The 26,552-nt window shown below is 59.6% G+C and carries 33 protein-coding genes and 1 pseudogene; 11 read left to right on the top strand and 23 right to left on the bottom strand.

Features of this window, described 5'->3' with window-relative positions:
* Nucleotides 1-2 precede the first annotated feature (2 nt).
* The 4 genes from ACRQ1B_RS03320 to ACRQ1B_RS03305 form a co-directional block, all read right to left on the bottom strand.
* Nucleotides 3-401: a hypothetical protein gene (locus ACRQ1B_RS03320; RefSeq protein ID WP_432292238.1), complete on the bottom strand. Its 399-nt coding sequence runs from the start codon at nucleotides 399-401 to the stop codon at nucleotides 3-5.
* 147 nt (nucleotides 402-548) lie between these two features.
* Nucleotides 549-2,363 (bottom strand): prohead protease/major capsid protein fusion protein, encoded by a 1,815-nt coding sequence (locus ACRQ1B_RS03315; protein ID WP_432292237.1) that lies wholly within the window; start codon nucleotides 2,361-2,363, stop codon nucleotides 549-551.
* Complete coding sequence (locus ACRQ1B_RS03310; protein WP_432292236.1) at nucleotides 2,363-2,785, bottom strand: hypothetical protein; 423 nt, start codon at nucleotides 2,783-2,785, stop codon at nucleotides 2,363-2,365. The genes ACRQ1B_RS03315 and ACRQ1B_RS03310 overlap by 1 nt, the downstream gene beginning before the upstream one ends.
* A gap of 109 nt (nucleotides 2,786-2,894) precedes the next feature.
* Entirely contained in the window at nucleotides 2,895-3,299 is a 405-nt protein-coding gene (locus ACRQ1B_RS03305) for a phage tail assembly protein (protein WP_432292234.1), read from the bottom strand.
* A gap of 101 nt (nucleotides 3,300-3,400) precedes the next feature.
* Between ACRQ1B_RS03305 and ACRQ1B_RS03300 the strand changes: the two genes are divergently transcribed.
* Nucleotides 3,401-5,932 carry a phage tail tape measure protein gene (locus ACRQ1B_RS03300; protein ID WP_432292233.1) on the top strand — a complete coding sequence of 844 codons (2,532 nt, stop codon included), beginning with the start codon at nucleotides 3,401-3,403 and terminating at the stop codon, nucleotides 5,930-5,932.
* A 2-nt stretch (nucleotides 5,933-5,934) separates the two neighbouring features.
* Here ACRQ1B_RS03300 and ACRQ1B_RS03295 read toward each other — a convergent pair whose 3' ends face one another.
* The 13 genes and pseudogenes from ACRQ1B_RS03295 to ACRQ1B_RS03235 all read right to left on the bottom strand — a co-directional run bounded on the left by ACRQ1B_RS03295 (nucleotide 5,935) and on the right by ACRQ1B_RS03235 (nucleotide 11,831).
* Nucleotides 5,935-6,939, bottom strand: a complete 1,005-nt coding sequence (locus ACRQ1B_RS03295; RefSeq protein ID WP_432292232.1) for a P63C domain-containing protein — start codon at nucleotides 6,937-6,939, stop codon at nucleotides 5,935-5,937.
* Between the two features lie 111 nt (nucleotides 6,940-7,050).
* Nucleotides 7,051-7,245, bottom strand: coding sequence for a hypothetical protein (locus tag ACRQ1B_RS03290; protein WP_432292231.1), 195 nt, complete (start codon nucleotides 7,243-7,245; stop codon nucleotides 7,051-7,053).
* Nucleotides 7,246-7,353: 108 nt separating this feature from the next.
* Nucleotides 7,354-7,611 carry a hypothetical protein gene (locus tag ACRQ1B_RS03285; RefSeq protein ID WP_432292230.1) on the bottom strand — a complete coding sequence of 86 codons (258 nt, stop codon included), beginning with the start codon at nucleotides 7,609-7,611 and terminating at the stop codon, nucleotides 7,354-7,356.
* The gene (locus ACRQ1B_RS03280) at nucleotides 7,608-7,928 is read right to left on the bottom strand and encodes a hypothetical protein (protein ID WP_432292229.1); all 321 of its coding nucleotides are present in this window, start codon (nucleotides 7,926-7,928) and stop codon (nucleotides 7,608-7,610) included. The genes ACRQ1B_RS03285 and ACRQ1B_RS03280 overlap by 4 nt, the downstream gene beginning before the upstream one ends.
* Nucleotides 7,925-8,215 (bottom strand): hypothetical protein, encoded by a 291-nt coding sequence (locus ACRQ1B_RS03275; RefSeq protein ID WP_432292228.1) that lies wholly within the window; start codon nucleotides 8,213-8,215, stop codon nucleotides 7,925-7,927. The genes ACRQ1B_RS03280 and ACRQ1B_RS03275 overlap by 4 nt, the downstream gene beginning before the upstream one ends.
* Nucleotides 8,208-8,894: a hypothetical protein gene (locus ACRQ1B_RS03270; protein ID WP_432292227.1), complete on the bottom strand. Its 687-nt coding sequence runs from the start codon at nucleotides 8,892-8,894 to the stop codon at nucleotides 8,208-8,210. The genes ACRQ1B_RS03275 and ACRQ1B_RS03270 overlap by 8 nt, the downstream gene beginning before the upstream one ends.
* A complete protein-coding gene (locus tag ACRQ1B_RS03265) occupies nucleotides 8,891-9,142 on the bottom strand; it encodes a hypothetical protein (protein WP_432292226.1) in 252 nt (83 codons plus the stop codon). Before ACRQ1B_RS03265 ends, ACRQ1B_RS03270 begins: the two co-directional genes overlap by 4 nt.
* Complete coding sequence (locus tag ACRQ1B_RS03260) at nucleotides 9,139-9,345, bottom strand: hypothetical protein (RefSeq protein ID WP_432292225.1); 207 nt, start codon at nucleotides 9,343-9,345, stop codon at nucleotides 9,139-9,141. The genes ACRQ1B_RS03265 and ACRQ1B_RS03260 overlap by 4 nt, the downstream gene beginning before the upstream one ends.
* Complete coding sequence (locus tag ACRQ1B_RS03255; RefSeq protein ID WP_432292224.1) at nucleotides 9,342-9,545, bottom strand: helix-turn-helix transcriptional regulator; 204 nt, start codon at nucleotides 9,543-9,545, stop codon at nucleotides 9,342-9,344. Before ACRQ1B_RS03255 ends, ACRQ1B_RS03260 begins: the two co-directional genes overlap by 4 nt.
* A gap of 187 nt (nucleotides 9,546-9,732) precedes the next feature.
* Entirely contained in the window at nucleotides 9,733-10,659 is a 927-nt protein-coding gene (locus ACRQ1B_RS03250) for a tyrosine-type recombinase/integrase (RefSeq protein ID WP_432293799.1), read from the bottom strand.
* Between the two features lie 33 nt (nucleotides 10,660-10,692).
* A pseudogene (locus ACRQ1B_RS03245) lies at nucleotides 10,693-10,944 on the bottom strand (Arm DNA-binding domain-containing protein); the annotation flags it as partial.
* A 382-nt stretch (nucleotides 10,945-11,326) separates the two neighbouring features.
* On the bottom strand, nucleotides 11,327-11,527 hold the full coding sequence (locus tag ACRQ1B_RS03240) for a hypothetical protein (protein WP_432292223.1): 201 nt from the start codon (nucleotides 11,525-11,527) through the stop codon (nucleotides 11,327-11,329).
* Nucleotides 11,528-11,555: 28 nt separating this feature from the next.
* Nucleotides 11,556-11,831 (bottom strand): hypothetical protein, encoded by a 276-nt coding sequence (locus tag ACRQ1B_RS03235; protein WP_432292222.1) that lies wholly within the window; start codon nucleotides 11,829-11,831, stop codon nucleotides 11,556-11,558.
* 300 nt (nucleotides 11,832-12,131) lie between these two features.
* Between ACRQ1B_RS03235 and ACRQ1B_RS03230 the strand changes: the two genes are divergently transcribed.
* Together ACRQ1B_RS03230 and ACRQ1B_RS03225 are read left to right on the top strand one after the other, a co-directional pair.
* Nucleotides 12,132-12,434: a hypothetical protein gene (locus tag ACRQ1B_RS03230; RefSeq protein ID WP_432292221.1), complete on the top strand. Its 303-nt coding sequence runs from the start codon at nucleotides 12,132-12,134 to the stop codon at nucleotides 12,432-12,434.
* Between the two features lie 114 nt (nucleotides 12,435-12,548).
* On the top strand, nucleotides 12,549-12,692 hold the full coding sequence (locus tag ACRQ1B_RS03225) for a DUF1127 domain-containing protein (RefSeq protein WP_153360014.1): 144 nt from the start codon (nucleotides 12,549-12,551) through the stop codon (nucleotides 12,690-12,692).
* Between the two features lie 447 nt (nucleotides 12,693-13,139).
* Here ACRQ1B_RS03225 and msrA read toward each other — a convergent pair whose 3' ends face one another.
* Nucleotides 13,140-13,652, bottom strand: coding sequence for a peptide-methionine (S)-S-oxide reductase MsrA (gene msrA / locus ACRQ1B_RS03220; RefSeq protein WP_432292220.1), 513 nt, complete (start codon nucleotides 13,650-13,652; stop codon nucleotides 13,140-13,142).
* 62 nt (nucleotides 13,653-13,714) lie between these two features.
* Between msrA and ACRQ1B_RS03215 the strand changes: the two genes are divergently transcribed.
* The 3 genes from ACRQ1B_RS03215 to ACRQ1B_RS03205 all read left to right on the top strand — a co-directional run bounded on the left by ACRQ1B_RS03215 (nucleotide 13,715) and on the right by ACRQ1B_RS03205 (nucleotide 15,226).
* A complete protein-coding gene (locus tag ACRQ1B_RS03215) occupies nucleotides 13,715-14,068 on the top strand; it encodes a hypothetical protein (RefSeq protein WP_432292219.1) in 354 nt (117 codons plus the stop codon).
* Nucleotides 14,069-14,460: 392 nt separating this feature from the next.
* Nucleotides 14,461-14,850: a group II truncated hemoglobin gene (locus ACRQ1B_RS03210; RefSeq protein WP_432292218.1), complete on the top strand. Its 390-nt coding sequence runs from the start codon at nucleotides 14,461-14,463 to the stop codon at nucleotides 14,848-14,850.
* Between the two features lie 55 nt (nucleotides 14,851-14,905).
* A complete protein-coding gene (locus tag ACRQ1B_RS03205) occupies nucleotides 14,906-15,226 on the top strand; it encodes a DUF423 domain-containing protein (RefSeq protein WP_432293798.1) in 321 nt (106 codons plus the stop codon).
* Here the strand turns inward: ACRQ1B_RS03205 and ACRQ1B_RS03200 are convergent.
* The 5 genes from ACRQ1B_RS03200 to ACRQ1B_RS03180 all read right to left on the bottom strand — a co-directional run bounded on the left by ACRQ1B_RS03200 (nucleotide 15,223) and on the right by ACRQ1B_RS03180 (nucleotide 18,732).
* Complete coding sequence (locus ACRQ1B_RS03200; RefSeq protein ID WP_432292217.1) at nucleotides 15,223-15,531, bottom strand: FliM/FliN family flagellar motor switch protein; 309 nt, start codon at nucleotides 15,529-15,531, stop codon at nucleotides 15,223-15,225. The two genes, ACRQ1B_RS03205 and ACRQ1B_RS03200, sit on opposite strands and share 4 nt — an antisense overlap.
* Nucleotides 15,532-15,677: 146 nt before the next feature.
* Nucleotides 15,678-16,118, bottom strand: coding sequence for a hypothetical protein (locus ACRQ1B_RS03195; protein ID WP_432292216.1), 441 nt, complete (start codon nucleotides 16,116-16,118; stop codon nucleotides 15,678-15,680).
* A 173-nt stretch (nucleotides 16,119-16,291) separates the two neighbouring features.
* Nucleotides 16,292-16,702, bottom strand: coding sequence for a DUF2325 domain-containing protein (locus ACRQ1B_RS03190; protein ID WP_432292215.1), 411 nt, complete (start codon nucleotides 16,700-16,702; stop codon nucleotides 16,292-16,294).
* 217 nt (nucleotides 16,703-16,919) lie between these two features.
* The gene (prfH, locus tag ACRQ1B_RS03185) at nucleotides 16,920-17,534 is read right to left on the bottom strand and encodes a peptide chain release factor H (protein WP_432292214.1); all 615 of its coding nucleotides are present in this window, start codon (nucleotides 17,532-17,534) and stop codon (nucleotides 16,920-16,922) included.
* Nucleotides 17,521-18,732: an RNA ligase RtcB family protein gene (locus ACRQ1B_RS03180; RefSeq protein ID WP_432292213.1), complete on the bottom strand. Its 1,212-nt coding sequence runs from the start codon at nucleotides 18,730-18,732 to the stop codon at nucleotides 17,521-17,523. Before ACRQ1B_RS03180 ends, prfH begins: the two co-directional genes overlap by 14 nt.
* Before the next feature lie 275 nt (nucleotides 18,733-19,007).
* On the opposite strand from ACRQ1B_RS03180, the gene ACRQ1B_RS03175 reads away from it, so the two are divergent.
* The 5 genes from ACRQ1B_RS03175 to ACRQ1B_RS03155 all read left to right on the top strand — a co-directional run bounded on the left by ACRQ1B_RS03175 (nucleotide 19,008) and on the right by ACRQ1B_RS03155 (nucleotide 26,507).
* Nucleotides 19,008-19,217, top strand: coding sequence for a hypothetical protein (locus ACRQ1B_RS03175; RefSeq protein WP_432292212.1), 210 nt, complete (start codon nucleotides 19,008-19,010; stop codon nucleotides 19,215-19,217).
* 205 nt (nucleotides 19,218-19,422) lie between these two features.
* Nucleotides 19,423-21,333, top strand: coding sequence for a methyl-accepting chemotaxis protein (locus ACRQ1B_RS03170; RefSeq protein WP_432292211.1), 1,911 nt, complete (start codon nucleotides 19,423-19,425; stop codon nucleotides 21,331-21,333).
* A 155-nt stretch (nucleotides 21,334-21,488) separates the two neighbouring features.
* On the top strand, nucleotides 21,489-21,713 hold the full coding sequence (locus ACRQ1B_RS03165) for a hypothetical protein (protein ID WP_432292210.1): 225 nt from the start codon (nucleotides 21,489-21,491) through the stop codon (nucleotides 21,711-21,713).
* A gap of 250 nt (nucleotides 21,714-21,963) precedes the next feature.
* On the top strand, nucleotides 21,964-23,169 hold the full coding sequence (locus tag ACRQ1B_RS03160; protein WP_432292209.1) for an efflux RND transporter periplasmic adaptor subunit: 1,206 nt from the start codon (nucleotides 21,964-21,966) through the stop codon (nucleotides 23,167-23,169).
* Nucleotides 23,170-23,180: 11 nt separating this feature from the next.
* The gene (locus ACRQ1B_RS03155; RefSeq protein ID WP_432292208.1) at nucleotides 23,181-26,507 is read left to right on the top strand and encodes an efflux RND transporter permease subunit; all 3,327 of its coding nucleotides are present in this window, start codon (nucleotides 23,181-23,183) and stop codon (nucleotides 26,505-26,507) included.
* Nucleotides 26,508-26,552 lie beyond the last annotated feature (45 nt).

Here is a 26,552-nt window from a genome sequence, read left to right as displayed (position 1 = left end):
CCTCATCCCTTCACCGCCACCAGGGCGAACACAACGCGGCTCTGGCCGTCAGGAGAGGCGTTTGCGATCTCAAAGCGCCTTGTGTCGTCCAACGTCAGCCGATCGCCCTGGCGGGCTTCCTTGGCGGCGGGATAGCGTGCTGTGTCCACCGAGAACTGAAACCGTTGACCGGAAACCATGGTGCGGAAATCGCTGCCAGCTCGGTCGCGTGCTCCCGCCTCGATCGCTGCGAACTCGTCTGCACTGTCCAGAATGCCACGGACATGGATCTCGCCTCGCGCGGTGTCTTTCGTCGGCCGGCCATTTGGGGAGCTCGCCATGGCGTCGATGACGGCCGATACCGAATAGATCCGGTCAGCCTGCCGGCTCGTCATTCTGTCGAGTCTGTCGAATAGCGACATGTTTTTCATCCTCTCAAATAATAAGCCCGGAGGGGCAACCTCCGGGCTGACCACCATTGGCCTGGGGTGATTGTTGTGAACTGCCAAGATCACCGGCTCGGCGACATGCCCGGGGCGCGTAGCCGCAAGGCCTCCCGGGCAATTTCGTCAGGCGCCGGCGTTTCGATACCAGCCGCGCCAATCCATGAAGCTGGCGCCGAAGTCCAAGCGGACTTTGATCTCGACGCCATCGACGTTAAAGCCGAACTGCTCGAAGAACTGCGGGCCTTCTTCGCCTTCGAGATAGGCGTACTCCAGGCCGGGCACCTGCTCCGCGGGAGCGGCCAAAAACCATTCCGTTGCGTTCGTGAGGCGGGGCTCGACAACCAGCTCCAGCTTGCCACCGAAGACGTTCACGTCCTGCGTCTGGTTTGCTTGGATCGACGTCAGGATCTTTTCGGCCTGCGTTTCGAGATCAGCACCCACGACAAGGTAGCGAGGGCCGACGCTGATCAGCTCGCCCGTGTCATCGGTCTGCTTGCGGAAGCTCGTGCGCGCGGTGCTGAGAGCGTCTACGCTCAGTGCTGCCGGCGTGCCGAGGTTTTTGTGGGTGGCGTGAAACAGCGTCAGGCCATCGCCCATTTTCGGATTGGACTTCAGGAGATCGACCAGGATCTTTGCCTCGAGGTCGCTCGCCTTTTTGCCAAGCCGCTGCGCGACCTCCGAGAAGGCACCGAGATCGTCATTGACCAGCATCTGGCGGGTCATGCCAAAGATCTTGCCGAACGTTTCCAGCTTCAGCGACTCCGCGCTTTCCGAGAACGTGCCACGCTTGAACTCACCGTGTTCGTTGACCTTCTCCAGATTGGAGAATCCGCCCAAGCGCACGGCAGTCTTGGCTTTGAAGTCCCGCGCGGTGGTCCGCCTTGCTGCGGCCTTCAGCGCGCTCGGAACGGCACCGTAGGAGGCCTGCAGCGTGGTCTGGCCGACCGAGCTGATAACCTTGCCGAAATCGCTGGTGGTGTGCAGGGCACGCTCGATTACCTGACCAGCCGCCATTCCGTGCGTGCTGACACCATGCCCCTCCAGTGAGCGGCGTGCCAGCTCTACACAGGATAGGCCGACAAATTCACGAGAGGCATCCTGTGGCTTGTGCGCGGCACTGACGCGGGTCATCAGCGCGTCCGCCATCGCCTGCGAGCGCGTCATGCCGCCGTGGCGGTTTTCGCTGTGATCGGCATGCGGAAAGGTCGGAGTCTGAGCCTGGCGGGAAACCATGCCGTCCAGAGCGATCGCGCGGAAGGCATCGACGGTCGTGCCGTCATCGATTGCGCGATCAAGCTGCTCGTCGTCCAGACCGGCCGTGCGGGCAATGCCGCGCAGCTCGGAAACACGGCGGCGTTCGTTGATGATGTTGGTCGGCGCCTGCCGCTGCTGCTCCTGGCGCTCGTGTTCAATGGTCTGTGGCATCTCGTGTCCTCGTGTCTTTGCGTTCGAGTCGGCCGGAATGGGCACGACGCTGATTTCCACCGGCTGCCACAGGGTGGCGGTGACCGTCGGTACTTCGCCCTGGGCAGCCTCGGCTCGCTCTTCCTTCAGAATGCGATAGCCGACGGAAACGGGCAGGCTCATCCCGTCCTGAAGATCAAGCATGAGATCTTCGGCGCGGGCTTTGCGGCTGAGCTTCACTTTCGCGATGACCTGTCCGCGCTCAAACCGGATAGAACCCGGCACAACGGTGCCAAGGCGGTCATCGAGATTGTAGGTGCCGTGGGTGTCCAGCAGCGACATGTTGTCGGCGCGGGAGAGATCGACGTTGTTTCGTCCACACAGCAGCACCTCATCATAAGCACCGGTGTCCCAGGATCGGCGGCGTACCGGTTGCTCGGAAGCGAAGATCACGTCGATCGTCCGATCCTCCACATTGAGCGAGCCGGCCACAGACGTAGCGCGCTGGAGCATTTCGAGTGTTTCTGCAGGCATCAGGCGGCCTCCCTCGAAAGCTTCGCCTGCAGCCCGTCCAGGCGCTCTACAGCGCGGCTTACGACCTGATGGAGGGGAAGCACCAGGCTAAGCGGAAACGCGCACAGCAGAGCCTCGTAATGGGCGGCACTGAGTGCGGGAAGCCGGAAGCTGCCATTGGCATTTTCAACGAACACAACCCAGCAACGCCGCTTGCGGTCAGCCGCCACGTATCGGATTTCGTCCGCCACTTCGCCGATAATGCGGAGCGACGTGGGCGCATTCAAACGCTCCAGAGCCTGCAGCTCGGCGCATGTGAAAACGAGAATGGCATCAAGCTCGGTGAGCGGCTGCCCGTTGCGGTGAAGCGTCTTCAACACGCGATGCACGGTCATTTCGCTGACCTCAAGCTCGCGGGCGAGATCGGCTTGGCGGATCGTCATGCCTGTTCCTCCTGTGAAATTCGCTTGATCTCCGGCAGCCACACACTGCAAAGCTCGCAGAAGGGCATGTCCATCAGATCCGAGCGGCTGAAACCGAGAGTGCGCGCGGTCATTGCTGCGAACCCGGGCCATTGTCGGAAGTCTGCGCGACCGCCTGCCGCAAGGCGCGGGGCAAAAAATCCTGCGCTGCCTCGGAGAGCGTTACGAAATCCTCGGCGTCCAACTCTTCGATGACCGCCGCCGGAATGGCCGTCACGATCGCCAGCAGGCTCACGTCTTCATTGCCGGTCATCTGCTGCAGCTTCAGGAAGTCGCGGCCCTTGAGGCGACGGATATGCACCTCGCTATAGACAGTGCCATCGAACTCGACGGGGACAGTGAGTCCGATGGTTTTCGAGGCTTCGAAACCGGCCGGCAGAACCTGCTTTGCAACGTGGCGTGTGACGGGATGCGCCTTCGTGGCTTCGAATGCTGCGATCTGCTCCGGCGTTGCCGCCTTGGTCACCTGGTCCATCCATCAGCTCCATAAATGATTTCCTTCCTACAGATATCAAATATTGATGGATTAGGATAGATTTCTCCTATCGATATTTATTCCTGTGAAAGGATTTCCTTATGTCCGTCAGAGATGCGGTTCTCCGCCTGAAATTGATCGACGGGGTGACCGGTCCCGCCAAGGCCGCCGCTCTGGCGATAAAAACGGTGAGCGGTGCGGTCACCGCTTTCAACGCGAGGGCCGCCGCTGCAAACGCTGCGTTCCAGGGGCAAGCATTTCAGGCCGTCGCAATAGGCGCCGCCATGCTTCAGCCGATCCGGGCAGCAGCGCGTCTGGAGGACGCAATGGCAGACGTCCGCAAGGTCAGCGACCTATCGGATAGCCAGCTTCAGCGTCTGCGAGGCACGCTCATCCAACTGAGCCGGGAAACGCCAATGGCGGCCGATGAGCTTGCGGGCCTCGCTGCGGAGCTCGCCGCGGCGGGTGTCCCGACCTCCGATCTGGAGGGGATGACAAAACTCGTTGCGCGCGCCGGCACAGCATTCGGCATCACCGGGCAGCAGGCGGGCGAAAACCTTGGCAAGATCCGCGCAGCGTTGCAGCTGACCACAGCTCAGACCGAGCGATATGCCGACGTCGTCAATGCGCTTTCCGACGCCACGGCCAGCTCGGCACCGGATCTGCTCGATTTCAGCCGCCGTGTGGGCTCAATGGGTGAGCAATATGGTTTCAGCATCGATCAGACGCTCGCGATCGGCTCCGCAATGATCAGCGCAGGTGCCACCGCCGAACAAGCCTCGACGGGCTTCCAGGCGGTCGGTCGCGCCCTGGTCAAAGGCAATGCCGCCACGAGCACGCAGGACAAGGCCTATAAACGGCTCGGCCTCACTTCGAAGAACGTTGCCAAGAGCATGGCGAAGGATGCCCTGGGCACGACACAGGACGTCCTGGCGCGCATTCGGAAGCTGCCGGATTGGGAACGTGCCTCTGTGGTCAATCAGCTTTTCGGCGATGAAGGCCGGACGTTCCTGCCGCTTATCGAAAACACGGGCTTGCTCGCGGACTCTCTCAAGGTGCTTGCTGACGAAGGAAAGATCAGCGGCAGCGTGCTCCGCGAGTTCGAGACCCGGATCAACACCACGAGCGGCAAGGCGAAGCAGCTCCGCAACCGTGTAATGGCCGCTGGCATCGCGTTCGGCAACGCGCTGCTGCCATCCATACGCGACACAGCCGACGCGCTTGGACCGCTCGTAGACCGAACGAGCAAATTCATCGAGTCGAATGAGGAGATGGTCGCCAAGGTGGCAAAGGTCGGGCTCGGCCTAGCGGCAACTCGTTTGGCAATGACGGGCCTGCGTGCGGGCATGTTCGCGCTGCTGCGCCCGACGAACCTGCTTTTGGCCGGCCTCGGCTATCTCGCCTATCAGAACTTTGACAGCATCTCGGCTGCCCTCACGGACCTGAAGGCCTTGGCAACGGACCTTGCCGGAACGAAATTCGTGCAGTCGTTCCTCGAGGGTGCTGGCAGCGCGCTGAATACCATGGGCGAAGGCGCACAGAAGGTTGTTGCTGCTCTTCGGGAGATGTCGGCAGAGGGCGGCGCTCTCCGCGCCTGGCTGGACTCTGTCGATGGCGCTGGCTGGGGCCAGACGCTTGGCGCTGTCGCGGTGGGCTTGGGTGCCGTCGCAGCATCCGCTGCGCTCCTGGGGCCGATCCTGCGGCCTGTGGGCGCCCTTGTTCGGCTGATCGCTCGGCTTGCGAAGGTTTCCGGCGGGGTGAAGGCAACGGCTGCGGCTCTTGACCAGGTCAACGCATCGGCCACCAGAGCGCAGGGCATCCGTCGTCCTGGCATATGGAGCATGGCCTTCGGCGCGCTTGGTGCAATCGATCTCGTCAACAACATCCCGTCCGACAAGGACGAGCTTGCCGCTTTCATGGAGGAGAACAGAAAACGCAGCGAGGGCTGGAATCAGTGGCTCGAGAAAAACGTTGGATCTCCTCGCAGCTGGCTCGGCCTGGACAAGCCCAGCGAGCCGGCGCCGGTGGTCGATCGGCAGAAGGCAGGCGTAGAGCGCGACAACCTCGCACAGCAAACAAAGGGCTGGCCTCTGGCTGCGCAGCTCGCGATGAACGAGTTCGTCAGCGCGATCATGCAAGGCGGCGCTGAGGGCGAAGCGAAGGCCGCCACGGCAGCACAGGCGATCAAAGAGCAACTGCAGATCAATGGATCGTTGAGCCTCGACACCAGCCAGCTCGACGGCGCCATCGCCAAGGCTCGGCAGTATGCGACCACGCTTCGCGGCTCCTCCGCTCCTGCAGCCTCTGCGGAGCCGATTGCTGGTGCTCGTGCCAAGGGTGGTCCGGTGACTGGCGGCCGGCCGTATCTGGTTGGCGAGCGCGGTCCTGAGATTTTCACGCCGGGTCGAAGCGGCGGGATTGTGCCTAACCATCAGATCGGCGGTAGATCGGGACCAGTAACCGTTCACGCGCCGATTACACTCTCCTTCCACGGTTCCACCGAGAACGATGTCCGTCGGATTGCACGGGAGGCGGCGAGGTCAATGGTAGAAGGCATTACCAATGGCCTCGACCGCCAACTTAACCGCGCAGCGCAAACGGCGTTCGTGAATGGAAGCTACGGGGACAAGTGATACTAATCAGGGATCATATCCAGTTGCGTGCCGACCTTCGGGAAAGCATGGTCCAAATGCCGCTTGAAGACATTCCAGTCTTTCGAGATCTTCATCAGCGGGATGATTTGGAGGATATGGTCCCTCAGATCGGGCTGCCCGACTTCCGCCGATAGGAACTGATGGTGCTTGTGCTTACGGCGCTTTGTGTCGTCGTCGGTCGGGTTTAGCTCGCGAAGCTTATCGAGCACACCATCCGGCAAACGTTGGTAAACGACATCATTTGTAATGTGGCCGAGCAAAGGCGTCTTGGCCCTGCCGACCGGCCATTTCCAACCCTTGAGCCGGTATACCTGCTTGTAAAACTCATCTGGAAAACGTTTCGCCCAAGCCAGTCTCTCCTCGGACAGATACACGGAGAGCAACCGATGCAGCTCGTCACGCTCACGCTCCTGTTGAAAGCCCGTGGCCTCGTCGACAAGAGCGACAATGCCGACCTTCGCCAAGGCGCGCATCAGCACTTCGCTCTTTTCCGCCAGCGGAGCCTGTTGAGCCGTAAGCATGCCGTTGCTGCGTGCTTCAAGAAACAGATCGCAAACCATCGGAAGCAGATCCGCCCGGAAGCCGAGAGCCTTGCCACCCGTAGGGGTTATGAACGCGATAGGAACGCTTGCCTCGAAAATTGCTGGCGTGATGAGGGGCACCAAGCTGCGCGTTGCTAGAAACGGGGGCAAACCGTCGGTCACCTGCTGCGACTTGCCTTTTGGCTTGGTGGAGCGCCCCAACGCTCCCAAAAATCCTGCCTGGGTCAACAGTCGAGCGCCGTCGGACAATACGGCGCAGGGGATGATTGAATCGCCGATGCGAAGCTCGCCCATGTGAGTGGCTTTCGGAAGGTTGGCGGCTTCCAGCCAACGCGCCTTTGCGGCGTTGCTCGCGATCAGCTTGCGCTCGTCTGCAGACAGCGATTCTGCCCGCTTTTTACCGCCCTGGCTCTGAGGGCTGTCGTCGTCGATTTCGTCAGTCATGCTCAGCTCCTATGCTTGCTGAACATTAAGATGGCATGCTTGCTGAAAATAGCAAGCATAGAAAACACGAACTGTCTCTATGCTTGCTCGTTCCCGCGGATCAAATTCCCATCACGGCTTGCCGGTCAGCTTCGTCAGTCGAACATGCGTCGTGTAGTACTGGACGGTTTTTTTCATGTCCCAGCGATCGTGACCAAGCTTTCCGTTGATCCATCCATCCTTCGCGAGCTTCTGCAGGGTACGCTCGTGGACGCCCAAGATCTCGGCCATATCGGCGGTTGTTACTTCAGTGGGGGCGATATTCATTTTCTGTCTCCTCAAAACGAGTCCGAATCGTAAAAACTTTTGAGCCAAAATGACTCAAAGCATGCGCTGCTCCCGACCCGCGGGCCATGGGGGTGGGCATGGAAGAACCTATTCGGGGTGGGTGGGGGCTGGGCCGATGTATCGGATGTAGCCATGCGCGCTCAGTGTCTCCTTGGCTTCGTCCATGGCGCGCTCTGCATCAGCCTCGGTCCAGAACAGACGCGACGATTGCGTGTCTCCGAACTGGTTGGTGATGGCGGTGACGAAGCCGGGCAGCGCCTCGACAAGGGGCATGGTCCATTCGCGCTTACCGTCAGTTACGACACAGGCCTTGACCGTGACGGGGTGGGAGATAACGCCGATCATTGCATGGTGCTCCCGCTCTCGCTCCGCTCCGCAAGGGCTTCCTCTGCCTTCATGCGAGCTTCTGCTTCCTCCTGTGTGTGGTGCATCGATTTGATGGTGACGGTGCTTTCGTCCTTTCTCATCAGAGCCCACACGATGGGCGGCGTTTCGGTCTCGACGTAGATCGCCTGGCCGTCTTCAAGCACGAGCGTCTGGGCGGCGATGGCGGCGGTTACTACTGCAAATGCTGTCATGATGATTTTCCTTCTGTTCGGCCGCGGCTTGCGCTCTTCGGCCATAATCATCGCTTGCGTGAGGGTGTCCCATGCGGCGCTCATGCTGCGGCTCCTCTGCGGCGCAGTGCTGTGACATTCCGGACAGTCGCGCCTGCTTTCGGCAGGCTGTCCAATCGCTGGAGGCGCTCCAGCACCATCTCGATGAACGTGTCCTCGACTTGGACGGCTTGCCACCGTTCCGCACCGTTCGCGCGCATGCGCTCGGCAAGTCTGCCTGCGACTATCCTGATCTCACGGTGGCGAATTGATTTGGTGCGGGACTGAAGCTCAGCAGCCAGCAGACGGGCACGTGAATGGAGGCTCAGGGGAATGAAATGAAACTCAACCATGAGCTGTTTCCTTCCTATCATTGCCATATAGAGACCTATCAACACGCTCTAATGTTGAGATAGAATCTCCAACACCTGAGTGTGAAAAATCATGCGAAGCATGTTGAGGTTTTCCCTGGTGGTTATAGAGGGACACCATGTCCCTCTTGCCGGAGGGACATGGTGTCCCTGTAAGCGGCTTTTCGGGCCAATCTTCTGGCGCAACCAGAGCGTAAGCTGTTCCTCTCGCGCTGCGGCCTGATCCGCCGTCCTTCGCAGACGTGAGCGCCTTGCCCGCAAGGTCTTCCGGCAGATTGACAACCTTGACCTTGCGGACTGCGCCGATGGCGACCAATGATGCCAGCCCGCGACGAACTTCCGCGTCATCGGTGTATCCGGCGCGGTGCGCCAGCGACTTCTGTGACGGCCAGAGATAACCTGAGTTTCCGGCGAAACCGAAAATGGCAACCGCGGTGCGGAGGGCGCGGACACCCAGGTCATGCCGCCGGCAGACAGCCTGCAACCATTCAAACCGGTCAGCCTTGTGCTTCGGCTTCATCTCCTGCAGCAGGCGGCGAACGACGCCAGCATCAGCTCTGAACTGATCTGCCAGCCGTTCGACCTCGTTCCACCGATCGGCGCGGAGGGCATCGAGCTCGAACGTCGGCAGGTTCTTCAGATGGGCTTGGAGCGCGTTCATCGTGCCTCCTCGAAATCAAGCCAAAGGCGGCACAATCGAAGGCGTTCAGCTCGTTCGTCTTCTGGCATTTCAGGGAAATGTTCTTCGAGAAACTCCGGCGCCTGGCGCAGCGCGGCAACCAGAGTGGCAGTGAACGGATCGCCACAGCGCTTAACGAATGCGGCGAATGCCATACGGTCATCGGTCGGCGCAGCTGCTATCGCCGCGAGCGTCAGCCGCACATGGGCGGGGTGCGGCTCGGCATTCATAGCTGCACCTCCAGCTCGCGAGCCCGACGTGCAATTTCGCGGACCAGCGTGTGGAGCTGGTCGGCTGCCGACGGCGGGACGATCACGGCGGGCCGGCCATCGTGGTCAGTGGCGAAGTTGAGGTGTTGATGCACGAGATCTTCGGCCATGGAGGCGAAGGTGACGAGATCAGCGACCTTTTCTGCAGGGGTGGAGAGAATCATGCCGCCCTCCCGGTGCGTTCTGCGATGCGGCTGTCGATCCAGGCGACAACTTCCTCACGAACGAAAGCGATCCTTTTTTCACCGAGGTTCACGGCCTGCGGGAAGCGGCCTTCAGCTCGGTATTTGTTGATCGCCGTGCGCGAGAGAGAGGTAAGCACACAGGCGTCGTTCAAGCTGATCAGTTTTGGTTGGTTCGTCATTAGTTGCCTCGTCGTTGTTAACTTAGGCAACCATCACGATAAGTTTGTGTACACGCAATACCCCGAAAATCGATTTGCGTATTAGGTTCAATACGTTACGTATTAACTCACAGGCTATCTACCTGCGTTCTTTGAGCTATCACTTTTCGAAAAATATTTTGATTCAACCGTCGTTTGACGTCTCGCGTTACGCTCTGTTCGGCAGCTTGATCACGTCCGACGTCGCCCCGGTGACATAGATGGCCCAAGCGTCCATCAACTGACGACGCTTATCCAACGCATCACCGCGACGATAAGCTCGTTCAACGTGATCGCCGACGGCATGGGCCAATGCCGCCTCAGCGACCTCGCGCTGAAACGATGTCGCCTCGGCAACCCAATCTCTGAAACTCGATCTGAAACCATGCACTGTGAAATCGGCACCACCCGCCGCGTTCAATGCTTTCGCCAATGTCATGTCCGACAGCGGCCTTTCGCTTTTAGCTCCGGGGAAGATGATGTCGTTGACCGCCCTCTCCTTCATCTTCTCGAGGACCGCCAGAGCTGGTGCCGACAATGGCACCCGATGTTCACGACCACCCTTCATGCGTGCGGCAGGCACGGTCCAGACCTTGGAGGCAAAATCGATCTCACCCCAGGTGGCCCCCCGCGTCTCCCCCGATCGCGCAGCCGTGAAGATTGTGAACTCAAGCGCGCGGGCACCGACGCCAGTGATCTCCCCCAGCTTCTCCAGGAAGGCAGCGACCTCAACAAACGCCATGGCGGCGTGGTGACCTCGCACGAGCTTTTTGGGAGGCGGCAACATCTGGTCGAGATGGCCGCGCCATTGCGCTGGGTTATCCCCTGATCGGAGCCCTCTGGCCTTTGCGTGGTCGAGAACAAGCTTCGCGCATTCTCGAACGTTGCCGGCCGTCTCCGGCTTCTCTGCCCACATTGGCCGGATGATCTTCAGGATATCGTCCGTGGAAACATTCTGGATCGGCACGCCGCGAATATCTTTCGCGTGCGTGTCGGCAAACCTCGTCCACTTGGCGAGCGTCTTGTCGGACTTCCACTTGGGCGTCATCGCCTCAATGTACTGATCAGCGACCTTTCCGAAGGTGAGCGTCTTCACTGCAGCTTTGCGTTCGGCAAGGTCACTTTTCGGATCGCCTCCGGCTCCAACGATATCGCGGGCCTCCTGCGCCTTGGCGCGGGCAGCCGCGAGCGATACATGACCAGAACCGGACCCATACGGACCCAAGCCTATCTCGCGGCGGATGCCGAAACGGCGCCAGATAAAGATCCAGGAGCGCGAACCCGAGGGCTGGACGCGGAGATAAAGCCCGTCACCATCACCGTGGATTCCGGTCTTCGTCAGGGCCTTAATCTTGCTGTCAGTGAGCTTGTGACGCGCCAACCTTCATAACCTTTTTCATAACTTTGGGTGTTGCCACTATGGTCAACTGTGATGACCATGTTGCAATAAGCCCTTGGTAAATCAAGGTTTGGTGTCGATAAGGTCAGCAGTTTCAGGCACTTGTCGCCTGCCGGGTGCGCCATTTCAATGTGAAAAATCGATAGCTTTTGAGCTAGGGTTAGCGAAGTTGGCCAAAGCCCAATGCCACGCGTCACGCAGGCAGGAAAAGACAGACAGCCACAAACGCCGCCATTGCCATCCAGCCAACCATTTCCAGCTTAAATATCGTCCGCATTGCCCTACCCCGCTGACCAGCAATCGCCACTTAATGCGAATGAGGCAGGAAGGTTGCGTTCGATCGCAAATATTTTCTACAGAGTTTCTAGGTCCGAACGCGCGTCGAAAGATATCGCTCGACGATGGCGTCGACGGGCTCCTGACCGGTGCAATCTTCGAAAAGCTGCCGCCGCACCGCCAATGCCTGTTCGCTGTCAGGCGCAATGCGCAGGGCTTCGCATATCTCGATGCTCGCCTTGGACAGAACGCCAAGCTCCTCGCATGTGAACTGCTTGCTTTGATGCATATCTCACCTGCCGCGCAATACGTGGTGCTCAATCATTGACCGTTTCGACAAGCTTGCGGTCGATGATGATGGCATTGGTCAAATCATCGCTGTTGTTCAGCCCGTTCAGAAGCGTTTGAAGGTCGGGAATTTCCATATCGACGCGATAGATCGGCATCGGATCGACCTCACCATATTCCGGGTCAGACCGCAGTTCGGATCGTTGCTGCCTTGCGGCTTTACGGCACTCGTCCAGCGTCGCGGTGAAATAAAGACGATCAGGGTTGGAGATGGGGCTGATTTCGTAGGCGAAAAGCGTCGTCATAGGTGCATCCTCATTATCAGACACACAAACGATCGCGGGACCTATCTGGTTCCATTTCCTACAGAATTCTACAGTTTGTCAGGTTGCGAGGGGCATATCCCGACAAGAGATGCCGTTGACCATGGATGCAGGCAGAAGCCGAATTCCATACTGTCTGAAGGATACCCAAGCCTCGACAACAGTGTGCGGCTCCCCCGCCGGGCTGCCACGCCATTCTCCGGAAGAAGGCGCCACCTTGTCATCGCCGCCGGAAACGACAGATAAGTCGCAAGCATATTCCGTTCCGGCAAGGACATTTTCATGAACAAGCCAATCCTCTTCGCCGCGCTGGCAATCTTTCTTGCAGGCTGCACCGCCACGCCAGACCCGAGCATGCGCCGGTTCGATGCCGGCCCGGGCCTGCAGCCCATTCCCGGCAGCATCACTTATGGCGGCCAGCCGCGCACGAAACTCACCAAGTCACCCATCGGCAGCAGCCTCACCCACGAATTCGAAAACCAGTTCGGTTACCGCGTCATCGAACGTTACGTCATCCAGCCGGACCGCAGCCTGCTTCTGGTCAGCCGCCGTGTCATCCGCAGGCCTTTTGGTTACGACGACTGAAGCCTGGTCATCCGCACAGTTACGCAGCAAATGCATGCCTCCGTTGCTTTCAAATGCATACAAAATCGGCATTAAACCGATTATATAATGTGCATCGAACAAAGGAGAGAAAACATGCGTATCGCTGAAAAACTGAAGAATTACGCTGCCAACCGCCGCGCCATGCGCGAACTGGACCAGCTTGACGACCGCGCTCTGCACGATCTCGGCATTTCGCGCTCGACCATCCGCGCCGCTGTTCTGGGCGCCGGTCGCTAAGCCGATCTTCGGCTTGCGCATTCATATGCTGTAAAAGCCGGAGGCGAAATCTTTCGCCTCTCACGGCACCTGCAGGCGGAACGCAGATATCAGTGCCGCCAGTCCGCGTTTGGGAAAAACGCCTTGAACGGCGCAAGAATACCAACATCGGACGAAAGTTGATTGCCGCCACAATGCTGCCGGCACGGCGCCGCATATTTTTCGCGAGCGCGTCTTGAAACTTTCACAAAGCACATCCATATTTAACCCATACGAGAATTCATCTCCGCCTGACCACGGATGTACTGGCAGTGTCGTTGAGATGGAGTGAGGAAGGTCGGTGCGAGTTTCGCCCGGCCTTTTTTCTTGGGCTTTATTCTCTTCAAATCCTCTTGAAATAAAAAAAGCGACGTCCGCTCTTGGCAGACGTCGCCTTATTGGCATCTACGACAGCAAGGCCGGATAAAATCAGGCCGTCAAAACCTGACGTCGTGGCAGCTTCCAGTTCGGCCGCGCGAAATGGCAGGTATAGCCGTTCGGAATACGCTCCAGATAATCCTGATGCTCCGGTTCCGCTTCCCAGAAATCCGAGACAGGTGAAAGCTCGGTCACTACCTTGCCCGGCCACAGACCGGAGGCATCGACGTCGGCAATCGTGTCTTCCGCCACCTGCTTCTGGACATCGTCGACATAAAAGATTGCCGAACGGTAGCTCGGACCAAGATCATTGCCCTGACGGTTCGGTGTCGATGGGTCGTGAATCTGGAAGAAGAATTCCAGAAGGTCGCGAAAGCTGATGCGGGCCGGATCAAAGACGATCTCGATCGCCTCGGCATGGTTGCCGTGGTTGCGGTAGGTGGCGTTGGGCACCTCACCACCGCTGTAGCCGACGCGAGTATCGATGACGCCAGGCAGCTTTCGAATGAGATCCTGCATCCCCCAGAAGCAGCCACCCGCCAGCACTGCGCGTTCTGTTGTCATGACGTGTCTCCACTGTTTGATATGTCCCCGTCTATATAGGAGCCCTGCCGCGATAATGACAGATGGCGCCGGTGCGGTTGCGCGAGATCAAGGCGGTCGCATGCACCATTCTGGTACTTTCGACCTCGCTAAAAAAGCGCTTGTCCGGGACATCAAATGAGCGCAATTTCAGCGGACTGCTCGGTTGCGAAGGAGGAGCGCGAATGAGTAGAGATCTGACAATCAGCGAAGCCGTCAGCGATCCCATGATCGTGCAGTTGCTCAAGGCCGATAACGTGCCAGTGGCAGCTTTTGTACAGCTTCTGCAAAGCGCCGCCCGCATTCAAAGGGCACAGGTTGAGCGCGCAAGGCTCGATATTGCCATCGCCGATGCGCCGAGCGGTCCCCGCAGCGCGGACGTGATGGGTGCGGCATGATTTCGAACGATACAGGCAGCACCAACAGGCCGTTATCGAGGTTTAGGGAACCCGCATCCGGGCTTGGCGCAGTTCCCTCATGCCGTACGCCAACAGATCGGCCACAGCATCCTGTGATGCGGCAGGCGCGCTGGCCCGCGTCACCCATGCTGCTTGAACCATCGGCCGGTATGGCGGTCGGCGAAGACTTCGCACCGGCTACCTACCTTACTCGCTCACCGGCTCGCCAGCCAACCTGAGCCGCATGTTCTGTCCTGCGACGCGTTGGCGGCTTGCCGCCCAAGGCTAGGCAGCGTAACAAATATCAAACACCAATCGAAACCGAAGCCCACCTATGTGCCGGGAACTGCTCGGCGCTCATACCGGCCTGCGGCGGAAACAACGGATCTTGCATGACAGGCGAAACCATCACGCTCTATGAGGCAATCGGCGGCGATGCGGCGGTGCGCGCGCTTTGCCGGCGGTTTTACGAGCTGATGGACACATTGCCGGAAGCCGCACGTTGCCGCGCCATTCATCCGCAGAGCCTGACGCAAAGCGAAGCCAAGCTGTACGACTACCTGACGGGCTATCTCGGCGGCCCACCGGTCTATGTCGAAAAATATGGCCATCCGCGCCTTCGCTCACGCCATTTCGGCGCCGAAATCGGCCCCGCCGAACGTGACGAATGGTTGCTGTGTTTCCGCCGCGCGCTGGACGAGACGATCGAAAACCCAAAACTGCGCGACATCATCTGGCCGCCGATCGAACGGCTGGGCTTTCACATGCAGAACAAGGAATAAGCTGTTGACCGGTATAGACAAACTGCGCCCGCTGATCCTGCTGGCAAGCGGCCTGATGGGTCTTTCGGGCGTAGCACTTGCGGCAGCGGCCAGCCACAGCGGCGATACCCATCTGCTCGGCTCGGCCTCCACCATGTGCCTGGCGCATGCGCCGGTCCTGCTCGGGCTTTATCTGGCCGATACCCGTTTCCGCACCGCAACGCTTGCGGCCCTGATCCTCGCCCTCGGCACGATCGTGTTTGCCGGCGATCTCGTCTCGCGCCATTTTCTCGGCGACCGGCTGTTTCCGTTTGCCGCCCCCTTCGGCGGCTCGATGATGATGCTCGGCTGGCTGGTCACCGCCGCAGGCGCCTTCCTGCCGGTTCGGAAAGCCTAAAGGTCAGCCTCAACGGAGATCATCCGGATGCCGATGATGTTTTCCCGTTCATCAGCGATGATCTCGCCGTAACCGATACGTTTGCCGTTGACCTGCAGCTCGACCGGTTCGCCAAAATGCTTGTCGAGCCAGAAGGGCTCGCCGGGCTTTGCCGACATCAGCTGCGAAACCGACACCTTCACCTTGCCGAGCACAGCCTGCACTTCGATCGGAATGTCACGCACGCGCGGCGAGGAAAGTTCCAGCGATGTGGCCGGCATGGCGGAGCGGGAATTTGGATGGCCGGTGGATGCATCGTTGTTCATTATGACTACCCTCTAAAAATCTACGGTGAATCACAGGTTAACCCGGAGGATTTGCCAAATCGCGGCTGAATGGCCGCAAACCTTAACGAGCAGTAAACACCCACAGCGACGCCTGCAGCATCGATCAAAAACGACACAGAGTCACATTAAATCGTGGCTGTCGGCCTGTGTTTTCCGCGCATGCGGGCCTGAACGACCGGCGGGCAGGCATCACGAATGCCGCCAAGCGATTCCAACGGCAGAACGAGGCGCGACAGAGCCTCGATAAAAAACGAATCTTCTGCCTCCGAAAAGGCCACCACCATTTCGCCCTTGATGATGTTCTTCCGCGCGCAGGTGAAAAAGATCTCACCGGCGCCGAGGCAGATGTAAAAATGTTCCGGGAGGAATTCGATCGCCTTGGACTGGATGATCGCGCCCTTCTCGTGCAAGCCGACGATACGGACCTGCATCGTTGCAAAGGATTTGACGCCCGACTTCGGATAAATGGCCCGTGCCAGAATATTCGCCTTGCGCATGCGCGGCAGCGCGTTGTCATTGGCGCTGTAAAACTGCGACAGATAATTGCGAGGTTTCTGGGGTCTCAAAGGAATGGTCCGAGGCAAACGATTTGGTTAAACAATCCTTAACCCTGTATCGCCCCGCGAAAAAATGTTCAACTGTCACATTTAGGGGTGCACGCTTCTTTTCCCGATCGCCCACAAAACAAAACAGCCCGGCTTGCGACCGGGCTGCGTGATGCATCTGCAATGTCGAGAACTCAGGAAACACGGCGCTCTTCGCGGCGATCCTTCATGGTCTGGAGGGCGCGATCGAGGCTGGATTTGGAGCCGTTGCGCAGCGGCACGAAGGTGACGCCAAACTTCTTGCAGCCCGTTTTGACGCGAAGACACGCGTCATGGCTGATACAGTCGATGGGGCAGAACACACAGTCGACCGAAGGCAGCACGGTATCGATGCGGGAGACCGCCTCGCGCAGGCCGCCGTCATGGTGGATCAATTCGGCGCCATGCGCGCTGGCAATCGCGCGCAGATGCGCCACCTGGCAGTCACGTCCACCGACATAAAGGAAGCTGCGGATATCCTGCTGCGCCTCGGTAATGCTGGTGGCTTCACGCGCCTGCTCTTCGGCACCGCTGTTTCCGCCCTTGCGCTTCTGCTTCTTCGCCATCACCAACCTCGTGTCGCAATCAAAGTGCTGCAATCGAATTTCGAACAATCCCCTAGAGCGGGAATGCTGTGTTGATGCGCACACTAATAAACTTGATTTTGAGAGTAAAGATTAAAGTTGATGATTTTGGTCAGGAAATTTACCCGATGCCAAAAATGGCGCGACCGACGAGGCGGAACGAGCTGATGAAACGGCCCCGGATGGGGCCGTTTCAGGTTCACAGCTTGAAGGTTTTTATCTCGTTGCCGCGCTCCAGATTGCGGTTCGCAAGAAAACGGTCCCGCCGCGCCGCATCCGCCTTGCCGTGTTCCAGCATGTCCAGCATGCCGGCAAGACGCCGGATCGCCAGCGCCTTGTTGCGATGCTGGGAGCGCTCGTCACGCGCCAGAACCGTCAGCCCGGTCGGGATATGCACGACACGCACGGCGCTATCCGTGGTGTTCTGGTGCTGCCCACCCGGCCCGCCTGCCCGCAAGGTCTCGAACCGCAAGTCGGCGGGATCAAGAGAATTGTCGACCCGCTCGGCGGCAAGATCGACCGGCTGCACCGCCACGAACCAGTTCTGTCTTTTGTGCCCCGGCCGGACCGGGCTCTTGAACATGAACTTGATCGAGCCGGTATAATCACCGGCCAACGCTGCTGCCCCCTCGCCGTCGAGATTGACGATCGCCGATTTCGGCCCATGCCTGTCCGGCATCGGCCCGAAACTGACCCCGAAACCGCAACCGCGATTGCCGGCCTCCACCCGCAGGATATCGACCAGTTTCGCCACGGCAATCCGGCATTCGACCGGACCGTCGCCGGAGGTGACGAGAAGATCAACGCCAGCCATGTTTCTGCCTCCGTGCATCCCGATGATCGGTCTTGCGCTCGCGGCGTTCGGCCTCGACCTCGTCCACCGCCTTCTTGTAGGTGACAAGCGGCCGCAAGGTCGCGACCGGCTCGACCAGACCTGCGGCAACAAGATCGGCCACGACATGGCCCGCATCCTTGTAGGCAGCAGCCGCCTCCTCGATGACGAGATTGCGGTCATCGCAGATCGCCACCCCACCCCAGGCATTACGCAGCAACTGCTCGCGATCCGACCGCGTTTTGCCGACACGGCCATACATGCTGGCGCGGTCGTATTTGCGGCCCGCCCCGTGAGAGATCGCACCGAGCGCGCCAGACACGCCCTCACCTGCCCGCACCAGATGGCTGAGGCTGGCACGGGAACCGGCAACGGGCGCCAACTCCCCCGGCCGCACCGCTGCTGCGCCCTTATGGTGGATAAAACCACGATCAGACATCCGCACGAGATTGTGCGGAATGTCAGCAATCGGTTCGACTCCGGCCCGGAGAGCCATCGCCGCCCGCTCCGCCACCATCTGCCGATTGAGCGAGGCCCAGGCGACGCAGCGGTCATGCGCAGCAAGCCACGCCTTCCCCGCTTCGGATGCCGGATCAAGACCGTCCTTCAGCGAAGGATGGCCTGAAACCGTACCGTCGAAAACCGAGGCACCCAAACCGCGAGAACCGGAGTGGACAAGGAGATAAAGACGCTGATCGTCAAAATCCTCGCCCTCAGCCACCCTGTCGATTGCCTGCAACTCGCAGAAATGGTTGCCGCCGCCGATCGTGCCGAGCGAGTTTTCGAAAAGTTCTGGCGGCAGACCCTCCGCCTCAAGACGCGCAGAGACGTCGCCAACCTCTTGCGCCTCGAATGTGCGCAAACGGTCGGATGCCTTGTCGATCTTCAGCTTGCGCAGCGGCAGATCCAGCGCAAACAGCGACATGCCGCAGCCGATATCGTTGCCGATCAGCAGCGGATGAAGACGCTTAGACAACAGCGCGACACCGGTCGCCCCGTATTTGCCGGGATGAAGATCAGGAAATGCCACGATTTCCTTTGCACCCGGAAGGCGTGCCATTTCGTCTAGCTGGTGAAGGGCGGCGCCTTCGATCCAGGCCTTGTCCGAAAAGACACGGTGAATGGCCGCCGGCTCACCGGACGGCATGTGGGAGCTGTCGCTCCCGATGGAAGTGCCCATTTTGAAAAACTCTGGGTAGGAGTGATCGTCTGCCGCAAAGCCGAAAAAATCGGCGCGGCAGGTCAATCGGCATTCATCGGCACAATGACCGAGTTAAGCCGAAACCCCATTGGGGCGTGCGGAGATGTTTTGCATCGGGCGCTCCCTTGTTCCAGAAATCAATGCCGCCGAAATAGGCCAAAGGTTTCCTGCACGCAAGTGGCGGGATCGGTGCGACGCACGACTTTGGGTGGAGCCGTGGCAAAAAAGTCGCCGCTACTATGGGGCGCCTGACGATGCCGACATCGCGCAACGTGGCCGAAACCCCGCCTCCCTTTTATCGAGATAAAACGAAAATTTATTTGCGCGCATGGCAATGGGAACTTATTGTGCATCGCAATATATTCCGCGCCGCAACATTTTCGCGGCATGCGCGAGATATTCCGGCAAAGATGCGAGAAAATGAAGTATTTGCATTCAAAAGAATTTTAGCACACCCGCATTGAGCAATCGCCCACTCGAATAACATTTATTCGATACAATAAAGTCCACCCAATACTTTATTGGCACAACAACTATCGGTTTTCATTTTAACCGCCAATTAGTGCGAACCTGTCATCTTGTCGCAAGAGCATGCTGATGCGCTTTCCTGATGGAGTGCGGCGCCGCGCGCTATTGTGTTGTGCAGTTTTATGGGTGGGGTGTAGCACTATGGCATTCAAAGATATGGCCATTTCAAAGAAACTCGGCATCGTCACGGTCGTGATGGGCCTGTCCTCGGTCGTCATCGCCGGTGTTGCCGGCAGCGGCCTTTACGGTCTCCAGCAGGCGATGGTCTCCGTCGGCGCCCGTGAGGAAGTTGCGCGCGAAGCGATGGACCTGCGCGTCGACATCATCGCCATCAGCCGCATGACCTATCAGCTGGCCGCAGCGCCGGAAAAGGCGAAGGATTTTCGCGCAGAGGCTGAAAAGCGTTCCAATGAAATGCTGGGGCGCCTGCCAAAAATCGAATCCACGGCTGACGCCACCGAAAGGGACCAGCTGAAAACCATTCGCGGCGCAATGGAGAGCTATTTTGGCGAGATCCGCAAGATGGTCGATGTTGCCGAAAAGAACCCGGCAGACACCGCAGCCATCGCGGCTGGCCTCAAGAAGGCACTCGATGGCCAAAAGGTCGTGACCGACACGGTCAAGGTCTACAGCACCTATTCCGGCAAGTCGCTGGCGGAAGCCCGCGCATCTGCCGTCGAATCCTCCTCGACAGCACTTCTCATTTCGGCGCTCGCCGCCCTCGGTTTCATCGCGCTCGGCAGCGTCATCAGCACGCTGGTTGCCCGCCGCGGCATCGTGCGCCCGATCCGTGATATTACCAACGCCATGACGAAGCTCGCCAAGGGCGATCTCGAAGGCAGCGCCGTCGATGCGTCGCGCAAGGACGAGATCGGCGAGATGGGCCGCGCCGTCGACGTGTTCCGCCAGAACGCATTGGCGATGAACCAGCTGAAGGCACAGGAAGCCGTGCTGCATGAGCGCAGCTCCGACCTGCAGTCCAGCATCGCCACCGTCGTCGCTTCCGCCGTTGCCGGTGACTTCACCGCCCGTATCCGCAAGGATTACCAGAGCGAAGACCTCAACCGTTTTGCCGGCAGCGTCAACGAACTGGTGGCGAGCGTCGATAGCGCCATTACCGAAGTCCGCCGCGTCGTCGCAGCTCTCGCCGATGCAGACCTGACCCAGACGATGGAAGGCCAGTTCCAGGGCGCGTTCGCCGAACTGCAGGGCAATGTCAACGCCACGATGGTGACGCTGCGCGCCACCATGCATAATGTGCGCGGCGCTGCCGGCACGATCAACAACAACTCGGCCGAACTTTCCTCAGCTGCCAACGATCTGTCCAAGCGCACCGAGCAGCAGGCAGCCTCGCTGGAAGAGACCGCCGCAGCACTCGACGAAATCACCGCGACGGTGCGCGCGGCTTCCGCCCGTTCCAACGAAGCCCGCGACATGGTGCACCAGACCAAGCAGAGCGCATCGAAATCCGGTGACATCGTTCGCTCGGCCGTCACCGCGATGGGCCGCATTGAAGAGTCTTCGAACAAGATCAGCCAGATCATCGGCGTGATCGACGAAATCGCTTTCCAGACCAACCTGTTGGCGCTGAACGCCGGTGTCGAAGCCGCCCGTGCCGGTGAGGCCGGTCGTGGTTTTGCAGTCGTCGCCCAGGAAGTCCGCGAATTGGCGCAGCGTTCCGCCAATGCCGCCAAGGAAATAAAGACGCTGATCAGCACCTCGGCTTCGGAAGTCGAAGGCGGCGTCAGCCTCGTTCGCTCCACCGGCGATGCGCTTCTGGAAATCGAAAACCTCGTCAACCGTGTCAACGAGCATGTGGAATCGATCGCTACCGCCGCCAAGGAACAGTCAATGGCGCTGGCCGAGATCAACTCCTCGGTCAACCACATGGACCAGATGACCCAGAAGAACGCGGCCATGGTGGAAGAAACCACCGCCGCCAGCGAAACGCTGGCCGAGGAAAGCCGCCAGCTGCAGACCATCCTGCAGAACTTCAAACTGGAAGAAGGCCACGCTTCGCACACAGGCCAGCGCTACCGTACGGCAGCCTGATCCGCCTCCAAAGCAATCGACAGACAAACGCCCGGAGCAGCGATGCTTCGGGCTTTTTTGCGCCTGCTCATGATCAGACGCCGGCAAGATATCGCGATTGTCGCATGACCCATTGACCGCTATATTTGCAAAACCTGCAACGCGGAGCCAACCGCATGTCACCGGCAGTCGAAAACCTCGTGCTTGAACATCTGCGCGCCATTCGTGCCACGCAGGATCGTTTGTCTGAAGACGTACAGGAAATCAAAGGCAGACTTGGCATCCTCGAAACGCAGGTCGGCATTCTGACGGCGCAATATGCCAGCATCTCCAATCGTCTCGATCGTATGGATGAACGCATCCTGCGCATCGAAAAGCGTCTCGAACTCGTCGAGGCCTGAGCCTCAACAAAGCCGCAAACAGCCCACATGCATTGAAGATTCGCTGTTACAAATTGCAAAGAAACTGCAAAGCGGGTGTTACGTCGCTGTGATTGATTTGCGCTACCCAAGCCGATAAGCTCACGCAAACGTGAAGCCGGTACTTGCAATCGCAAATGTCGATGCACATTTCAGCGGCGACGTTGCGTTGGGAGGCGCAATCTCGATCGGTCGCGATTGGATTCTCTCCCCTACCCATGAAAGAGTCCGTATGTCACGACGCCGCCTTGACCTTTTGCCAGCAGCCGCCGTCATCGTGTTCGTTGCCGCATTTGCAGGCCCTTTGCATGCGCAGGAGCCTCAGCCAAAGGCGGAGCCGAAACTGCCCGCGATCGTCGTCACACAGGCGGCAGAACGACCGTTGACCGACCGTGTCATCGCCACAGGCACAATCCGTCCAATCGATGAAATCCTTGTCCAGCCGCTTGTCGACGGCCTGCCGATCAAGACACTGAACGTCGATGTCGGCGACCGTGTCGCTGCGGGTGCCGTGCTGGCTGTCCTCGATGGTGATGCGCTGGTCCTGCAAAAGAGCCAGTATCAGGCCAACAAGGCAAAGGCTGAGGCGGGTCTGGCGCAGTCGAAGGCCCAGGTCGTGGAAGCGCAGGCCAATTATGACGACGCGATACGCCAACGTGACCGCACTAAACGACTCGGCCAGAACGGCACCAGTTCCGTCTCTCAGGTCGAGCAGGCACAAGCACAGGCCGAAGTCGCCGATGCCAAGCTGAAGGCGGCCCAGCAAGCCATAGGTGTCGCCGAAGCCGATATCAAGGTTGTCGACGCGCAGATCGCCGATATCGATCTCAAACTCGCCCGTACCGAGGTTAAATCACCGGTCGCCGGCGTCGTTTCGGTGAAGAACGCCAAGGTTGGCGCCATTGCCGCCGGCAGCGGCGAGCCGCTGTTCAACGTCATCCGTGACGGCGCCATCGAACTTGTCGCCGATCTGGCAGAAACAGATATCGGCAAGATCAAGCGGGATCAGAAGGCAACCATCCGCGTGGCCGGCAACCGCAGCGGCATCGAAGGCGTCGTGCGCCTCGTGTCGCCAACGGTCGATGCCTCCACCCGCCTTGGTGCCGTTCACATCGTTGTTGATGCCACCAGCACGGCACGCGCCGGCATGTACGCCAGCGCCGAGGTGATCGTCGCACAGAAGACGGCGCTCGCCCTGCCGCAATCGGCGGTCACCAGCGGCCGCGATGGCTCTGTCGCACGAAAAGTGGAAGGCGATGTTGTCAGGCAGGCTGCCGTGGAGACCGGTATTCAGGATTCCGGCTTCGTCGAAATCATCAGCGGCCTGAAGGCCGGCGACAAGGTCGTGGCCAAGGCCGGCGCCTTCGTGCGCGACGGCGACCGCATAGCCCCTGTAGAGCCCAAGAATAGCGAAGCGCAGAAACAAGCGTCGAACTGAGGACTGTCTCGATGAACTTCTCCGCCTGGTCGATCCGCAATCCGATCGCGCCGATCCTCGGCTTCGTGCTGCTGATGTTCGTCGGCATTCAGTCCTTTTATGCGCTGCCGATCACCCGTTTCCCCAATATCGACGTGCCGGTCGTGTCGATCAGCGTCGTGCAGAATGGTGCCGCACCGGCCGAGCTGGAAATGCAGGTCACCAAGGAGGTCGAGGACGCTGTCGCCTCGATCAGCGGCATTGATGAAATCCAGTCGACGGTGGTCGACGGCCAGTCGACGACAACCGTGCTGTTTCGCATCGAAAAACCCACGGCCGAAGCGGTTCAGGACACCAAGGACGCCATTGACCGCATCCGCAGCGATCTTCCCGCTGATGTCGAGGAACCGGTCGTTTCCAAGGTCGATGTCGAAGGCCAGGCGATTCAGACCTTTGCCGTCTCCTCCCCCAACATGACGCTGGAGGAACTCTCGTGGTTTGTCGATGATACGGTGAAACGCGCCCTGCAGGGTCAGGCTGGCGTCGGTCGTATCGACCGTTACGGCGGCTCCGACCGCGAAGTGCAGGTCATGCTCGAACCCGGCAGGCTCGATGCCTATGGCATTACCGCTGCCGAGGTGAACGAGCAGTTGCGCGGCACCAATGTCGATCTCGGGTCCGGCCGTGGCCAGATCGGTGGCAATGAACAGGCCATTCGAACGCTCGGCGATGCCCGCGATGTCGCGGAACTGAGCAACACGACCATCACCCTGCCCACCGGCAACTTTGTAAAACTCTCGCAGCTCGGTCGGGTGACTGATACCTATGCCGAACAGAAGTCGTTCTCGCGCTTCAACGGCAATCCCGCCGTCACCTTTGCCGTGTTCCGCGCCAAGGGTGCAAGCGAGGTTTCCGTCGCCGAAACCGTGGCGGAAAGTCTCGATCAGGTTCGTGCCGCCCATCCTGACGTCGCCATCCAGATGGTCGATGATTCCGTTTACTTTACCTATGGAAACTACGAATCCGCCCTGCACACGCTGGTCGAAGGTTCAGTCCTTGCCGTCATCGTCGTCTTCCTCTTCCTGCGCAACTGGCGCGCCACGCTGATCGCCGCCGTCGCCCTGCCGCTGTCGGCCGTGCCGACCTTCTGGATCATGGACGTGATGGGGTTTTCGCTCAATCTCGTCAGTTTTCTGGCGCTGACCTTGGCAACCGGCATCCTTGTCGATGATGCAATCGTCGAGATCGAAAACATCGCCCGCCATATCAAGATGGGCAAGACGCCGTACCGGGCAGCGCTTGAAGCCGCCGACGAGATCGGCCTCGCCGTCATCGCCACCAGCTTTACGATCATTGCCGTCTTTGTGCCGGTATCGTTCATGCCGGGCATTCCGGGCCAATATTTTATCCAGTTCGGCCTGACCGTCGCATTCTCGGTGTTCTTCTCGCTGATGGTGGCGCGCCTTATCACGCCTCTCATGGCCGCCTATCTGATGCGTGCCGAAGACGCGATGGATGACCATCACGACAATGACGGCCGCCTGATGCGCGCCTATTCGAAGGTCGTCTCCGGCACCACCCACAAATGGTACTGGCGCTATGCGACGCTGCTCGGCGCGATTGCCTTTCTGGCGGGCTCTCTCTTTCTTCTGTCGAAAGTGCCGGGCAGCTTTTTGCCCCCGGAAGACTCTTCACGCATCGTGCTTTCCGTCGAACTGCCTCCGAATGCAACGCTGGAAGAAACCGACGAAACCAGCGCCCAGATCTACGATACGGTGAAGGATCTCGACGGCGTCGAAAGCGTGTTCGTGCTGGGCGGCGCTTCGCCCAAGGGCGATCTCGAACTGCGCCGCGCCACCATCCGCGTCATTCTGCGCAACATGGACCACTCGCTGGTCAAAACCATCGTCAACAAGGGTTTTGGCAACATCCCGTTGATCGGTGCCTATCTGCCGAAGATGGAGGACCACGGCCGCACGCGTCCGCAATGGGATATCGAGAAGGAGCTGTTCGCAAAGGTTCAGTCCATCCCGGATGTGCGCATTTCAAAGATCAACGACCGCGCCGAGCGCGAACTCACCTTCAACTTCCTTTCGGATAACAATGACGAGCTGAACGAGGCTGTCGCGCTCTTGGAATCCAACCTGCGCGCCTCGCCTATCCTCGCCAATGTCTCGCAGGATGGCGCCCTGCCCCGCCCCGAACTGCAGATCCGTCCGCGCAAGGATGAGGCCGCACGTCTGGGCGTGACGCCGCAGCAGATTTCGCAGACCGTTCGTGTCGCCACGATCGGCGATATAGACGCGCAGCTGACGAAAATCTCGTTGGATGACCGGCAGATCCCGATCCGTGTTCAGACCTCGCTCGATACGCGGCGCGATCTCGAACGCATCCGCTCATTGAAGATCAAGACCGCTTCGGGAGCGACCGTGCCGCTTTATAGCGTTGCCGATATCGATTATTCGGAGGGACCGAGCTCGATCAAGCGCAATGCCCGCAACCGTGTCGTCGCGATCGGTTCCGACGTGCCGCAGGGCACGGCACTCGAAACCTCGACGGCGGAATTCAAGCGCATCGTTGACGAAACCAAGCTGCCGCCGAGCGTGAAACTGGCGGAAAGCGGCGATGCGAAAGTGCAGAACGAAATGCTGGCCGGCTTTGCCAATGCCATGCTGCTCGGCCTGCTTCTGGTGCTGGTCGTGCTGATCTTGCTGTTCAAGGATGTGATCCAGCCCTTCACCATCCTGTTTTCGCTACCATTGGCGATCGGCGGCGTGGCGGTGGCGCTGATCATCACGCAGAACGCGCTCTCCATGCCCGTGCTGATCGGCATACTCATGCTGATGGGCATCGTCACCAAAAACGCCATCCTGCTGGTCGATTTCGCGATCGAGATGAAACATACCGGCATGAACCGGGTGGATGCCATGGTCGAAGCCGGTCGCAAACGTGCCCGCCCCATCATCATGACCTCAATCGCGATGTCGGCTGGCATGCTGCCGTCGGCGCTCGGCGTCGGTGAAGGTGGCTCGTTCCGCGCGCCGATGGCGATCGCCGTGATCGGCGGCATCATCGTCTCGACCGTGCTGTCGCTGCTGGTCGTGCCCGCCTTCTTCCTCATCATGGATGACCTGTCGCGCCTGCTTGCCCGTCTCTTCGGCCGGTTGGTCGGCAAGAAGGACGAGGAAGAATTGCCGATGTCGGAAGAAGCGCTCAGCAAGGCCGCCCGCGACCATGCGGAAGGCATTGCGGCACTGGAAGAGCGAATCAATCGGATCGAACGCGACAAGACTGAAGACAGATCGCCGGGCGGTCAGGGCACGAATGTGCTGCGCTTGCCACCGCTCGCCGCTGAATAGGTCGAGTTTTCTCGCACTGCAGCACGCAAGGATGAGTGGTCTCTG

The sequence above is a fragment of the Endobacterium panacihumi genome (genome assembly GCF_050847465.1).
Lineage (GTDB): Bacteria > Pseudomonadota > Alphaproteobacteria > Rhizobiales > Rhizobiaceae > Neorhizobium > Neorhizobium panacihumi.
The sequence above is the reverse complement of the archived record's forward strand: the minus strand, read 5'-3'. Positions and strand labels throughout refer to the sequence as shown.